General features: G+C 72.2%; 8 protein-coding genes and 1 pseudogene. 1 reads left to right on the top strand and 8 read right to left on the bottom strand.

Annotated features, from left to right (window positions below; genetic code table 11):
- Positions 1–27: 27 nt before the first annotated feature.
- The 5 genes and pseudogenes from ACIP5W_RS20185 to ACIP5W_RS20165 form a co-directional block, all read right to left on the bottom strand.
- Positions 28–1,446, bottom strand: a complete 1,419-nt coding sequence (locus ACIP5W_RS20185; protein WP_401474986.1) for a lysine N(6)-hydroxylase/L-ornithine N(5)-oxygenase family protein — start codon at positions 1,444–1,446, stop codon at positions 28–30.
- A pseudogene (locus ACIP5W_RS20180) lies at positions 1,443–2,160 on the bottom strand (hypothetical protein). The gene ACIP5W_RS20185 and the pseudogene ACIP5W_RS20180 overlap by 4 nt, the downstream one beginning before the upstream one ends.
- 180 nt (positions 2,161–2,340) lie before the next feature.
- Positions 2,341–4,833, bottom strand: a complete 2,493-nt coding sequence (gene pepN, locus ACIP5W_RS20175; protein ID WP_401474983.1) for an aminopeptidase N — start codon at positions 4,831–4,833, stop codon at positions 2,341–2,343.
- Between the two features lie 244 nt (positions 4,834–5,077).
- Positions 5,078–5,611 carry a two-component system response regulator gene (locus ACIP5W_RS20170; protein ID WP_401474980.1) on the bottom strand — a complete coding sequence of 178 codons (534 nt, stop codon included), beginning with the start codon at positions 5,609–5,611 and terminating at the stop codon, positions 5,078–5,080.
- Positions 5,612–5,761: 150 nt separating this feature from the next.
- Positions 5,762–6,097 carry a chorismate mutase gene (locus ACIP5W_RS20165; protein ID WP_401474977.1) on the bottom strand — a complete coding sequence of 112 codons (336 nt, stop codon included), beginning with the start codon at positions 6,095–6,097 and terminating at the stop codon, positions 5,762–5,764.
- 169 nt (positions 6,098–6,266) lie between these two features.
- Between ACIP5W_RS20165 and ACIP5W_RS20160 the strand changes: the two genes are divergently transcribed.
- Entirely contained in the window at positions 6,267–7,163 is an 897-nt protein-coding gene (locus tag ACIP5W_RS20160; RefSeq protein WP_401474974.1) for a hypothetical protein, read from the top strand.
- Positions 7,164–7,272: 109 nt separating this feature from the next.
- Here ACIP5W_RS20160 and ACIP5W_RS20155 read toward each other — a convergent pair whose 3' ends face one another.
- The 3 genes from ACIP5W_RS20155 to gltB form a co-directional block, all read right to left on the bottom strand.
- Positions 7,273–8,001: a vWA domain-containing protein gene (locus ACIP5W_RS20155; protein WP_401474971.1), complete on the bottom strand. Its 729-nt coding sequence runs from the start codon at positions 7,999–8,001 to the stop codon at positions 7,273–7,275.
- Between the two features lie 191 nt (positions 8,002–8,192).
- Positions 8,193–9,656 (bottom strand): glutamate synthase subunit beta, encoded by a 1,464-nt coding sequence (locus ACIP5W_RS20150; RefSeq protein WP_401474968.1) that lies wholly within the window; start codon positions 9,654–9,656, stop codon positions 8,193–8,195.
- The gene (gltB, locus tag ACIP5W_RS20145) at positions 9,649–14,244 is read right to left on the bottom strand and encodes a glutamate synthase large subunit (protein WP_401474965.1); all 4,596 of its coding nucleotides are present in this window, start codon (positions 14,242–14,244) and stop codon (positions 9,649–9,651) included. The genes ACIP5W_RS20150 and gltB overlap by 8 nt, the downstream gene beginning before the upstream one ends.
- Positions 14,245–14,277 lie beyond the last annotated feature (33 nt).

The following is a 14,277-nucleotide window of genomic DNA, read 5'->3' as shown; positions in this document are numbered from 1 at the left end:
CGCCGTCCCTTCGTCGTGGCCGGTGGGTCACCGGTCTTCGAGGAGCGGGGTGAGGGTGGACGGCTGCGGGGCCGGCGGGATGTGGGGCCGGGGGTCGAGGCCGAAGGTGGTGAAGGCGGTGCGGTGCGGGAGGGGGTAGGACTCCTTGCCGGTGAGGGTGTTGAGGACGGTGGCGCTGCGCCAGGCGGTGAGGCCGAGGTCGGGGGCGCCGACGCCGTGGGTGTGGCGTTCGGCGTTCTGCACGTAGACGTGGCAGCCGGAGCCGGTGACGGACGGGTCGAGGGCGAGGCGGAAGTGTTCGTCGATGCGGGGGCGTCCGGCGCTGTCGCGGCGGAGGTGGGGGTCGAGTCCGGCGAGGACGTGGTCCAGGGGGCGTTCGCGGTGGCCGGTGGCGAGGACGACGGCGTCGGTGGTGAGGCGGCTGCGGGTGCCCTGCCGGACGTGTTCGAGGTGCAGTTCGATCTGGGTGGTGGCGATGCGGCCGGCGGTGCGGACGCGGACGCCGGGGGTGAGGACGGCGTCGGGCCAGCCGCCGTGGAGGGTGCGGCGGTACAGCTCCTCGTGGATGGCGGCGAGGGTGTCGGCGTCGATGCCCTTGTGGAGTTGCCACTGGGCGTCGACGAGGTGGTCGCGGGCCGGTTCGGGCAGGGCGTGGAAGTAGCGGGTGTGGTCGGGGGTGAAGTGTTCGAGGCCGAGCTTGGAGTACTCCATGGGGGCGAAGGCCTCGGTGCGGCCGATCCAGTGCAGGCGTTCGCGGCCCGTGGGGCGGTGGCGCAGGAGGTCGAGGAAGACCTCCGCGCCGGACTGTCCGGAGCCGACGACGGTGACGTGGCCGGCGGTGAGGAGTTCGGCCCGGTGGTCGAGGTAGTCGCCGGCGTGCAGGACGGGGACGCCGGGGGCGTCGGTGAGGGGGCGCAGGGCGTCGGGGACGTGGGGCTGGGTGCCGATGCCGACGACGACGTTCCTGGTGTGGGTGCGGCCGGTGGCCTCGGCTTCGCCGGCGGGGCCGAGCCGGGTGAAGTCGACTTCGAACAGGTCGCGTTCGGGGTTCCAGCGGACGGCGTCGACCTGGTGGCCGAAGTGGAGTGCGGGGAGGCTGTCGGCGACCCAGCGGCAGTAGGCGTCGTACTCGGCGCGGTGGATGTGGAAGCGCTCGGCGAAGTAGAAGGGGAAGAGGCGCTCGCGGGTCTTCAGGTAGTTGAGGAAGGTCCAGGGGCTGGCGGGGTCGGCGAGGGTGACGAGGTCGGCGAGGAAGGGCACCTGGACGCGGGCGCCGTCGATGAGGAGGCCGGGGTGCCAGGCGAAGGTGGGGCGTTGTTCGTAGAAGACGGCGTCGAGTTCGGCGAGGGGCTGGGCGAGGGCGGCGAGGGAGAGATTGGCGGGGCCGATGCCGATGCCGGTGAGGTCGCGGGGGCTGTCGGGGGCCGGGTGGGCGGGGGTGTTCATGTGGGGGTGTTTCCTTCCACCGTTTTCAGGAGGGCGGCCAGGCCGTCGGGCCGGGTGCGGGGGTTGAGGAGGGTCGCCTTGAGCCGGAGCCGGCCGTCGAGGCGGGCCCGGCCGAGGACGGCGCGGCCCTCGGTGAGCAGCCGCCGCCGGGTCCGGGCCACGGTCTCGTCGGCGGCGGCGGGGCGGAGGAGGAGGACGGTGCTGAGGGTGGGGGTGCCGTACAGCTCGAGGGCGGGGTCGGCGGCGATCAGGGCGGCGAGGTCCTGGGCCCGGGCGCAGACCTCGTCGACGAGGGCGTCGGCCAGTCCTGCCTCGGCCGCGAGCGCGTGGGTGACGAGCGCTTCGAGTTCCGAGGCGGCCGGGGCCTGGTCCCAGGAGTCCGGGGAGGGGTTGAGGACGGAGGCGGCGAGGCCGGCGGCGGCCGCGACGGCGAGGGGTGGGCAGTGCAGGTGTGCGGCGCACAGTGGGTGGGCGGGGTCGGCGGAGCCTTCGGCCAGGACGCGGACCAGGGTGTGCAGGGCGGCCGGGTCGCCCTGCTGCGGGAGGACTTCACCGACCGCTGCGCGGACCCGGGCGGCCACCGCGGCGGGGCCGCCCGCGGGAGGGGCCGCCGCGGGCGCGGGTGCCGGCGTCCGGCGCGTCGAGGACGGTGGCGAGCAAGGGCCGTGGCGCGGCCGTGCCTTCGGGGCCTGAGGCGAGGGGCGGGGTGCGCATGGGCTCCTCCGGGGGCGGGGAGTCCCAGTTTGTCGGTGGTTGCGGCGACGTGCCGTGGCTGTACGGGTTTTTGGACCCGAAAGCAGGAGGCGCCGCGGGATGCCGTGCGGGGGGCCGGGGCCGCCGCCCCTGCCCCCCGTTCCGGTCCGAATGCCTCGTCCGGCAATTGCCTTGGCGGGGCTATGCCGTTGTGCCCTCCCTGACCTGCAGGGCGCGTCGCAGGTCGTCCAGTTGGTCCGCCAGCTTGCGGCGCAGGGACGGGGTCGGGTCCGCCTCGCGCAGGCAGGCCTCGCCCAGGGTCAGGTTCTCGGCGTCGACGGCGTACGCGGGGAAGGCCCAGCGGCCGACGGCGTCCGCGATGGCGGGTCCGCGGCGGGCCGCCACGGCGACCGCGTCGTCGTAGAAGCGCGGCACGTACTGCCGTACGAGGTCTGCCTGTTCGGGCTGCCAGAAGCCCTGGGCGGTGGCGGTGAAGAGGTAGTTGGACAGGTCGTCGCCGTCGAACATCGCGGCCCAGGCGGCGCGCTTGGCCTCCTCGTCGGGCAGGGCGGCGCGGCACCGGGCGGCGCCTTCGCGGCCGTTGGCGGACGGGTCGCGTTCCTGTTCGGCGGCGATGGCGGCCTCGTCGGCGGCGCCGAGGACGGCGAGCCGGGCGAGGACGCGCCAGCGCAGGTCGGGGTCGAGTTCGGGTCCGCCGGGGACCGTGCCGTCGGCGAGCCAGGCGGCGATGGTGTCCGGGTGGGCGGCGACGTCGATGAAGTGGCGTACGGCGATCAGGCGCAGGCCGGGGTGGTCGCCGTCCTCGGTGCGGCGGATGAGGTCGCGGCACAGGGAGGACAGGGTCGCCAGGGCCGCGGGGCGTTCCTCGGGGGTGAGGTAGCGGTCGGTGATCTGGGCGGAGGCGAAGGCGAGGACGCCCTGGGCGAGGGCCAGGTCGGTCTCGCGCGGGAGGTGGACGCGGGCGGTCTCCAGGTAGGCGCCGGGGGCGAGTTCGCCGTCGCGGACCGCGTCGCGCAGGGCGTTCCAGACGACGGCGCGGGTCAGCGGGTCGGGCAGCCGGGACAGGCTGGTGCCGACGGACTCGGCGGACGCGGCGTCGAAGCGGACCTTGGTGTAGGTGAGGTCGCCGTCGTTGAGCAGGAGCAGCGCGGGGGGCTTGCCGATGGGCTGCGGGGCGCTCTGCGGGACGTCGATGTCGACGCGTTCGCGCAGGGTGAGGCGGCCCTCGTCGTCGGAGAGGTCGTGGTCGTACAGGCCGACGGCGATGCGGTGCGGGCGGCTGCCGGTGTGTTCGACGGTGAGGGTGCAGGTGCCGGCCTCGGTGGTGACGGTCGGGGTGAGGGTGTCGACGCCGGTGGTGCGCAGCCAGGCGTCGGCCCAGGCGTGGACGTCGCGCCGGGTGGCGGAGGCGAGGGAGTCGATGAAGTCGGCGAGGGTCGCGTTGGCGAACTTGTGCCGCGCGAAGTGGGTGTTGATGCCGGCCAGGAAGTCCTTCTCGCCGAGCCAGGTCACCAGCTGGCGCAGCGCGGAGGCGCCCTTGGCGTAGGAGATGCCGTCGAAGTTGAGGAGGGCGGAGGCGGTGTCGGCGACGTCCTCGGGGGCGACGGGGTGGGTGGAGGGGCGCTGGTCGGCGTCGTAGCCCCAGGCCTTGCGGACGACGCCGAACTCGGTCCAGGTGCCGGTGAAGCGGGTGGCCTCGGCGGTGGTCTGGTAGCCCATGTACTCGGCGAAGGACTCGTTCAGCCAGATGTCGTCCCACCACCTGAGGGTGACGAGGTCGCCGAACCACATGTGGGCCATCTCGTGTGCGATGACCATGGCGCGGGTCTGGCGCTCGGTGTCGGTGACGGCGGAGCGGTAGACGAATTCGTCGCGGAAGGTGACGAGGCCGGGGTTCTCCATGGCGCCGGCGTTGAACTCGGGGACGAACGCCTGGTCGTAGGAGTCGAAGGGGTAGGGCTCGGCGAACTTCTCGTGGTAGCGGTCGAAGCAGGCGCGGGTGACGTCGAGGATCTCGTCGGCGTCGGCGTCGAGGTGGGGGGCGAGGGAGCGGCGGCAGTGGATGCCGAAGGGCAGGTCGCGGTGTTCGGTGCGCACGGAGTGCCAGGGGCCGGCGGCGACGGCGACGAGGTAGGTGGAGATCGGCGGGGTGGCGGCGGCCCGCCAGCGGCCCTCGCCGAGGTGCTCGGTGACGCCGTTGGCGAGGACGGTCCAGCCTGCGGGGGCCTTGACCGACAGGTCGAAGACGGCCTTGAGGTCGGGCTGGTCGAAGGCGGCGAAGACGCGCTGGACGTCGTCCATGAACATCTGCGTGTAGAGGTAGGTCTCGCCGTCGGCGGGGTCGGTGAAGCGGTGCATGCCCTCGCCGGTGCGGGAGTAGCGCATGCTCGCGGTGATCCGCAGTTCGTGTTCGCCGGCGGCGAGGTTCTTCAGGGGCAGCCGGTTATCGTCCAGGGTCTGCGGGTCGAGGGTCTCGCCGTCGAGGACGGCGGAGCGCAGTTCGGCCGGCTTGAGCTCGACGAAGGTGTCGGCGCCCGTGCGCGCGGTGAACCGGATCACGGTGCGGGACTCGAAGGTCTCGTCGCCTGTGGTCAGGTCCAGTTCGATGGTGTAGCGGTGGACGTCGAGGAGCTGGGCACGGGTCTGCGCTTCGTCGCGCGTCAGTACGGACATGCAGGCCATGCTGCCCGATGCCGCAGGCCGGGCACAGGGGTGGATCGGTACGCACCGTTTGTCCCCCGTTCGCGCGTGCGCCGGGAGGGTGGGATTCCGGTGCCGGCGGCGCGGGGGCGGGCTCTGCGCCGCCGTAGGGGCCCGGTGCCGCCGTGCGCAGGGCCGGGCCTACGTCGCCGGGCGGCGCCCACGCCGGGCGTGCCCACCTCACCGGGCGACGCGCCCGCGCCGGGCCGGGCATGGCCTACGTCGTCGTAGGAGCCCTCGGGCCCGTCGAACGGGCCTCGGTGTCGCGCTGGAGCGGCACCCGGGCGTCCGGGTCGTCCGGGGGCCCGGCGTCCAGGCCCTGCATCCGGGCCCGCAGCTCGCGCGTCTCCTCCTGGAGGGCGACATAGCGCTGGTGGGCGTCGTAGAGGTAGCGGACCTTGGTGCGCAGGGCCAGCGGGTCGACCGGCTTCATGACCAGGTCGGCGACGCCGAGGCCGAAGGCGGTGGCGGTCAGTTCCTGGTCGGGGCCGAAGCCGGTGAGGAGGATGACGGGGATGTGCTGGGTCTGTTCGAGGCGCCGCAGGTAGCGGACGACGTCCAGGCCGCTGACGCCGGGCATGCGCACGTCGAGCACGAGGAGGCCGACCCGGCCTCTCAGCACCTGCTTGAGCGCCTCGTCGCCGCTGTTGGCGCGGGTTATCCGGTGGCCCAGCGGGGCCAGGACGTTCTCCAGCGCGTACAGCGTGTCCTGGTGGTCGTCCACGATCAGGATCCTGGCATCCGGCGGCATGACCGATGTCCCTCCCGCGATGGGACCACCAGCTTATGCCCGAACCCTGACGCGCAGTGCCCGTCGGCTGACGCCCGGTGCCCGCCGGGGTGCGCGCGGTGCCGGCCGCGCCGGGTTCGGGTGCGCCGGGCGCGGGGCCGTCCGTCGAGGTCAGGCGCCGTTGACGGCGTCCTCGGCGATGCGCTCGTGGTGGCGGATCACCTCGGCGATGATGAAGTTGAGGAGTTTCTCGGCGAACGCCGGGTCGAGCTTGGCGTTCTCGGCGAGGGCGCGCAGGCGGGCGATCTGGCGGGCCTCGCGGGCCGGGTCGGCGGCCGGCAGCTGGTGGCGGGCCTTGAGGTGGCCGACCTGCTGGGTGGCCTTGAAGCGCTCGGCGAGCATGTGGATGACGGCCGCGTCGATGTTGTCGATGCTGTCGCGCAGCCGGGCGAGTTCCTCGTGGACGGCGGGGTCGACGTCACCGGTTCCGGTGTTGCTGGTGGTCATGGGCGTTCACCCTAGTGCGTCGCGGTCCGGGGCCGGCGGCCGCGGGATCGCTGCCGCCGGGGCCCTCGCCCGGCGCGCTCCCCTGGTTCCCCTCCGGTCCTCGCCGGGGGCGCTTGCGGCGGTTGCTCGTACAGTGGAAGCGGGTGCACGGCGTCTTGGGGGTGAGGGCGTGGCGAACGGCGGACCGGTCGAGCACGGTTATCCCCACCTGGACACGGTGCGGGACGCCGTCACCGCGCTGTACCGGCGGCTGTCGTACGACACCGTCCACCAGTTCCCCGTCAGCGTGGCCCCCGCGGACGTCGCGTTCTGCGACACCGACGACCTGCATCTCGGGGCGCAGCGGGTGGCGCGGGAGCTGGTGCGGCACTTCCGTCTGCCGGACGCCCGGGTGATCGTCGGCTTCCGGGAGATGCAGCACGCCGCCAACGTCGAACTGACGGCGGGGCCCGAGTACTTCGTCGAGCTGAACGACCGGTTCCGCACCCATCGGCGGGACATCGGCGCGGCTTTGGCGCACGAGATCATGCACGTCTTCCTGCACCGCGTGGACCTGGCGTTCCCCGGCACGCGTGCCAACGAGATCCTCACGGACACGGCCACCGCCTATCTGGGGGCGGGGTGGCTGCTGCTCGACGCCTACCGGGAGGACGCGGCCTCCTCGCAGAAGCTGGGGTATCTGACGCCGGAGGAGTTCGGGTACGTGCTGGCCAAGCGGGCGCTGGTCTTCGGCGAGGACCCGTCGGCGTGGTTCACCAGTGCGCAGGCGTACACGGCGTACGTCGAGGGGCGGGAGCGGGCCCGTCTCGACGAGCGGCAGCCGCCGTTGACGGCCGCGGGGTGGGCGGGGCGGCGGCGCTACGCGCGTGACCGGCGGCACGCGCGGGACACCCCGGCGCCGGCCGTCTCGTCGACCGCCGCGTACGCCTTCGTGCCGGAGGGGCGGGGACCGCTGCGGGTGACGTTTCCGTGTCCCACCTGCCTCCAGCGGATCAGGGTGCCGGTGCGGGGGCGGGTGCGGGCGCGGTGCGGGTTGTGCCGGACGGTGCTGGAGTGTGACACCTGAGGCGTCCGCCCGGCCGTGCGCGCCGCGTGCGGAAGGGGGCCCGCACCCTGCGGCACCGCCCGGGGCACCCCGCGGGAGTGCCGTGCGGACGTCCTTCACGCCGCCCGGCTCAGCGGCCGGGGCCGACGATCCCCTGCGCCCGTGCCGCCGCCAGCCACCGGGGGAACTCGCCGACCAGACGGTCGTACAGGTCCGCGTCCGACACCTTGCGCGGATCGGCGCCCGCGTGGAAGAAGCCGGCGTTGTCGACGACGCGTTTTTCCGGTACGGGCAGCTCGTCGAGCCTGCGCAGGAAGTCGAACTGCTTGCTGTCCTTGTCCCCGAAGCCGATGAACTGCCAGAACAGCGGCAGCGTGGAGGCCTTGCACAGATAGCGTTCGGCGGCGAGCTTGTTGATCGGCCCGCCGTCGGTCTGGAAGACGACGAGGGCGGGCTCGCGCGAGCCGCTGTCGAGGTGGTGGTCGATGACGGCGTCCATCGCCAGGTGGTAGCTGGTCCTGCCCATGTGTCCGAGACCGGCCGCGATCCGCTCCACCCGCCCCTGGTGGTCGGCGAGCGCGATGTCGGTGACGGCGTCCACATCGGTGGAGAAGAACACCACCGGTACCCGCCCGTCGTCGTCGAGATGCGCCGAGAGCCCCAGCACCCGGTCGGCGAGCGCCTGCACGCTGCCGTCCCGGTAGTACGGCTTCATCGACCCCGAGTAGTCCACGACCAGGTAGACGGCGGCCCGCTGCCCGTCCAGGCCGTGTTTCGTGAGGGACACCCCGGCGCTCTTGTACAGGCTGACCAGCGCGGGTGCCGTCTCCTGGACCTTGCTGAGACTGATCGCGACCATGGGCCACACCTTCCCACACCAGGACGTGCGGCGGCGCCTGCCCGGTCGTCCGGTCGGGGACAGTGGGGCAGACGCCGTCTCGGGGGGTGTCCGGGGGCAGTGCCCCCGGACGTCCCGCCCGTACGCCTTTGTACGGGACGCTTGGTGACGGTCCGTCGGACGGAGCGTGGGACGATCCGTCCGGCGGTCCGTCAGACCATCAGGGACCGGTCGGTCGGCCGGATCGGGGCCGGCAGGTCGCTGGTGCCGGTCAGGAAGCGGTCGACGCCGCGGGCGGCCGAGCGGCCCTCCGCGATCGCCCACACGATGAGGGACTGGCCGCGGCCGGCGTCACCGGCGACGTACACGCCCGGCACGTTGGTCCGGAAGTCGGCGTCGCGGGCGATGTTGCCGCGCTCGTCCAGCTCCAGGCCGAACTGTTCCACGAGGCCGTTCTCGCGGTCGGTGCCGGTGAAGCCCATGGCGAGGGTGACCAGCTGGGCGGGGATCTTGCGCTCCGTGCCGGGCTTCTGGGTCAGCTTGCCCTCGACGAACTCGACCTCGGTGAGGTGCAGCCACTGGACGTTGCCGTCCTCGTCGCCCTCGAAGTGGGTGGTGGAGACGGAGTAGACCCGCTCGCCGCCCTCCTCGTGCGCGCTGGTGACCTTGTAGAGCATCGGGAACGTCGGCCACGGCTGGGCGACCGGGTTCCGCTCCTCGTTCGGGCGGGGCATGATCTCCAGCTGCGTGACCGAGGCCGCGCCCTGGCGGTGGGCGGTGCCCACGCAGTCGGCGCCGGTGTCGCCGCCGCCGATGACCACGACGTGCTTGCCCTCGGCCGAGACGGGGGGCGCCACGAAGTCGCCCTCCTGCACCTTGTTGGCCAGCGGCAGGTACTCCATGGCCTGGTAGACGCCCTTGAGTTCGCGGCCGGGGACCGGGAGGTCACGGGCGGTCGTGGCGCCGGCGGCGATGACGATCGCGTCGTAGCGCTTCTTCAGGTCGGTGGCCTTGAGGTCGCGGCCGATCTCGATGCCCGTACGGAAGCGGGTGCCCTCCGCGCGCATCTGCTCGATACGGCGGTTGATGTGCCGCTTCTCCATCTTGAACTCGGGGATGCCGTACCGCAGGAGGCCTCCGATGCGGTCCGCGCGCTCGTAGACGGCGACGGTGTGACCCGCCCGGGTCAGCTGCTGGGCGGCGGCCAGGCCGGCCGGGCCCGAGCCGATGACCGCGACCGTCTTGCCGGACAGCCGCTCGGGGATCTGCGGGGCGACGTCACCGGTCTCCCACGCCTTGTCGATGATCGAGACCTCGACGTTCTTGATGGTGACCGGCGGCTGGTTGATGCCGAGCACGCACGCCGACTCGCACGGGGCGGGGCACAGGCGGCCCGTGAACTCGGGGAAGTTGTTCGTGGCGTGCAGGCGCTCGGAGGCCGCCGACCAGTCCTCGCGGTAGGCGAAGTCGTTCCACTCGGGGATCAGGTTCCCCAGCGGACAGCCGTTGTGGCAGAACGGGATGCCGCAGTCCATGCACCGGCTGGCCTGCTTGCCGATGATCGGCAGCAGCGAGCCGGGGACGTAGACCTCGTTCCAGTCCTTGACGCGCTCCTCGACGGGGCGGGACCTGGCGACCTCGCGGCCGTGGTTGAGAAAGCCCTTGGGATCAGCCATTGGTCGCCGCCTCCATCATCTTCTCGGTGATCTCGGTCTCGGAGAGACCGGCTCGCTCGGCGGCGTCCTTGGCGGCGAGCACTGCCTTGTACGTGCTGGGGATGATCTTGCTGAAGCGCTCCACGGAGACGTCCCAGTCGGCGAGGAGCTTCTCGGCGACCGTCGAGCCGGTCTCCTCGGCGTGGCGGCGCACCACGTCGTGCAGCCATGCCTTGTCGGTGTCGTCGAGCGCCTCGACCGCGCCGAGGTTGCCGGCGTTGACGTTGTCGCGGTTCAGGTCGATCACGTAGGCGACGCCGCCGGACATGCCGGCCGCGAAGTTGCGGCCCGTCTCGCCGAGGACCACCGCGTGGCCGCCGGTCATGTACTCGCAGCCGTGGTCGCCCACGCCCTCGGAGACGACCGTCGCGCCGGAGTTGCGGACGCAGAACCGCTCGCCCGTCCGGCCGCGCAGGAACAGCTCGCCGCCGGTCGCGCCGTACGCGATGGTGTTGCCCGCGATCGTCGAGTACTCGGCGAGGTGGTCGGCGCCCCGGTCCGGGCGGACGACGACCCGGCCGCCGGAGAGGCCCTTGCCGACGTAGTCGTTGGCGTCGCCCTCCAGGCGCAGCGTGACACCGCGCGGGAGGAAGGCGCCGAAGGACTGGCCGGCCGAGCCGGTGAAGGTGATGTCGATGGTGTCGTCGGGCAGGCCCGCGCCACCGAACTTCTTCGTCACCTCGTGGCCGAGCATGGTGCCGACCGTGCGGTTGATGTTGCGGATCGCGACCTGGGCGCGCACCGGGTGGGCGTCGGCCTGGGAGTCCGCGGCCAGCGCGTCGGCGGCGAGCCTGATCAGCTCGTTGTCGAGCGCCTTCTCCAGACCGTGGTCCTGCTCGACGACCTGGTGGAGCGAGGCGCCCTCGGGCAGCGCCGGCACGTGGAACAGCGGCTCCAGGTTCAGGCCCTGGGCCTTCCAGTGGTCGACGGCGCGCTCGACGTCGAGGACCTCGGCGTGGCCGACGGCCTCCTCGATCGAGCGGAAGCCCAGCTCGGCCAGCAGCTCGCGGACCTCCTCCGCGATGAACTTGAAGAAGTTCACCACGTACTCGGCCTTGCCGTTGAACCGGTCGCGCAGCACGGGGTTCTGGGTGGCGATGCCGACCGGGCAGGTGTCCAGGTGGCAGACGCGCATCATGACGCAGCCGGAGACGACGAGGGGCGCGGTGGCGAAACCGAACTCCTCGGCGCCGAGGAGCGCGGCGATGACCACGTCGCGGCCGGTCTTGAGCTGGCCGTCGGTCTGCACGACGATGCGGTCGCGCAGGCCGTTGAGGAGCAGGGTCTGCTGGGTCTCGGCGAGGCCCAGCTCCCAGGGACCGCCCGCGTGCTTGAGGGAGGTCAGCGGGGACGCGCCCGTGCCGCCGTCGTGGCCGGAGATGAGGACGACGTCCGCGTGGGCCTTGGAGACACCGGCGGCGACCGTGCCGACGCCGACCTCGGAGACCAGCTTCACGTGGATGCGGGCCTGCGGGTTGGCGTTCTTGAGGTCGTGGATCAGCTGGGCCAGGTCCTCGATGGAGTAGATGTCGTGGTGCGGCGGCGGGGAGATCAGGCCGACGCCCGGCGTCGAGTGACGCGTCTTGGCGACCCACGGGTAGACCTTGTGGCCGGGCAGCTGGCCGCCCTCGCCGGGCTTGGCGCCCTGGGCCATCTTGATCTGGATGTCGTCCGCGTTGACCAGGTACTCGGAGGTCACGCCGAAGCGGCCGGAGGCGACCTGCTTGATCGACGAACGCCGCGCCGGGTCGTACAGCCGGTCCGCGTCCTCGCCGCCCTCACCGGTGTTGGACTTGCCGCCCAGCTGGTTCATGGCGATGGCGAGGGTCTCGTGCGCCTCCTTGGAGATGGAGCCGTACGACATGGCGCCGGTGGAGAAGCGCTTGACGATCTCGCTGACCGGCTCGACCTCGTCGAGGGGGATCGGCTGCCGGTCGGAGCTGAAGCCGAACAGTCCGCGCAGCGTCATGAGGCGCTCGGACTGCTCGTTCACGCGGTCCGTGTACTTCTTGAAGATGTCGTAGCGGCCCGCGCGCGTGGAGTGCTGGAGGCGGAAGACCGTCTCCGGGTCGAACAGGTGCGGCTCGCCCTCGCGGCGCCACTGGTACTCGCCGCCTATGTCCAGCGCGCGGTGGGCCGGCGCGATGCCGCTGGCCGGGTAGGCCTTGGCGTGGCGGGCGGCGACCTCCTTGGCGATGACGTCGATGCCGACGCCGCCGATCTTGGTGGCCGTGCCGTTGAAGTACTTCGCGACGAAGGCGTCGTCGAGACCGACGGCCTCGAACACCTGGGCGCCGCGGTAGGAGGCGACGGTCGAGATGCCCATCTTGGACATGACCTTCAGGACGCCCTTGCCGAGGGCGTAGATCAGGTTGCGGATCGCCTGCTCGGGCTCCATGCCGCCCAGGAAGGTGCCGGCGCGCAGCAGGTCCTCGACGGACTCCATCGCCAGGTACGGGTTGACGGCGGCGGCGCCGAAGCCGATCAGCAGGGCGACGTGGTGCACCTCGCGGACGTCACCGGCCTCCACCAGCAGGCCCACCTGGGTGCGCTGCTTGGTGCGGATGAGGTGGTGGTGGACGGCAGCGGTGAGCAGCAGCGACGGGATCGGCGCGTGCTCGGCGTCGGAGTGGCGGTCGGACAGCACGATGAGGCGGGCGCCGTTGGCGATGGCCTCGTCGGCCTCGGCGCAGATCTCCTCGATCCGCGCGGCCAGCGCGTCCCCTCCGCCGTGCACCCGGTACAGGCCGGAGAGGGTCGCGGCCTTGAAGCCGGGCATGTCGCCGTCGGCGTTGATGTGGATGAGCTTGGCCAGCTCGTCGTTGTCGATCACCGGGAAGGGCAGCACGACGGAGCGGCAGGACGCGGCGCTCGGGTCGAGCAGGTTGCCCTGCGGGCCGAGCGAGGAGCGCAGGGAGGTGACCAGTTCCTCGCGGATCGCGTCCAGCGGCGGGTTGGTGACCTGCGCGAACAGCTGGGTGAAGTAGTCGAAGAGCAGTCGCGGGCGCGACGACAGCGCGGCGATCGGCGAGTCGGTGCCCATGGAGCCGATCGGCTCGGCGGCCGACTTGGCCATCGGCGCGAGCAGGATGCGCAGCTCCTCCTCGGTGTAGCCGAAGGTCTGCTGGCGGCGGGTGACCGAGGCGTGGGTGTGCACGATGTGCTCGCGCTCGGGCAGGTCGCTCAGCTCGATCTCGCCGGCTTCCAGCCACTCCGCGTAGGGGTTCTCGGCGGCGAGCTGGGCCTTGATCTCGTCGTCCTCGATGATGCGGTGCTCGGCGGTGTCGACGAGGAACATCCGGCCGGGCTGGAGGCGGCCCTTGCGGACGACCTTCGCCGGGTCGATGTCGAGGACGCCGACCTCGGAGCCGAGGACGACGAGGCCGTCGTCGGTGACCCAGTAGCGGCCGGGACGCAGACCGTTGCGGTCGAGGACCGCGCCGACCTGGACGCCGTCGGTGAAGGTGACGCAGGCGGGACCGTCCCAGGGCTCCATCAGGTTGGAGTGGAACTGGTAGAAGGCACGGCGGGCCGGGTCCATGGAGTCGTGGTTCTCCCACGCCTCCGGGATCATCATCAGCACGGAGTGCGGGAGCGAGCGGCCACCGAGGTGGAGCAGCTCGAGCACCTCGTCGAAGGAGGCCGAGTCGGAGGCGTCCGGCGTGCAGATGGGGAAGACGCGGTCGATGCGTTCCTGGTCCCCGAAGAGGTCGGAGACGAGCTGGGACTCGCGGGCCGCCATCCAGTTGCGGTTGCCCTTGACGGTGTTGATCTCACCGTTGTGCGCGACGAAGCGGTACGGGTGGGCGAGCGGCCACGACGGGAAGGTGTTCGTCGAGAAGCGCGAGTGGACGAGCGAGACGGCCGAGGCGAAGCGGCGGTCGGACAGGTCCGGGAAGAAGGGTTCGAGCTGGCCGGTGGTCAGCATGCCCTTGTAGACGATGGTCCGCGCGGACAGCGAGGGGAAGTAGACGCCGGCCTCGCGCTCGGCGCGCTTGCGCAGTACGAAGGCGCGGCGGTCGAGGTCGATGCCCTTCGAGCTGCTGTCGCTGACGAAGACCTGGCGGAAGGCGGGCATCGTCGAGCGGGCGGTGGCGCCGAGCAGTTCGGGGGCGACCGGGACCTCGCGCCAGCCGAGGACGGTGAGGCCCTCTTCGGCGGCGATCGTCTCGATGCGCGAGACGGCGTCCTCCAGGCCGTCCTGCGGCAGGAAGGCGATGCCGACGGCGTAACCGCCGGCCTCGGGCAGCTCGAACCCGGCGACCTCGCGCAGGAACGCGTCGGGGACCTGGGTGAGGATGCCCGCGCCGTCGCCGGAGTCCGGCTCGGAGCCGGTGGCGCCACGGTGCTCGAGGTTGCGCAGAACGGTCAGCGCCTGCTCGACCAGCGTGTGGCTCGCCTCGCCGGTGAGGTTGGCCACGAAGCCGACGCCACAGGCGTCGTGCTCGTTGCGGGGGTCGTACATACCCTGCGCAGCAGGGCGAGCATCCATGAAGGACCAGTTCTGGCCATTCGCGGAATGCTGGGACGGCTGGCGCGGCGTACGCATCGGCTCTCCCGTCGTCGTCTCAAGTGGCATGTC

The sequence above is a fragment of the Streptomyces sp. NPDC088766 genome (assembly GCF_044750845.1).
Taxonomy (GTDB): Bacteria; Actinomycetota; Actinomycetes; order Streptomycetales; family Streptomycetaceae; genus Streptomyces.
The sequence above is the reverse complement of the archived record's forward strand: the minus strand, read 5'-3'. Positions and strand labels throughout refer to the sequence as shown.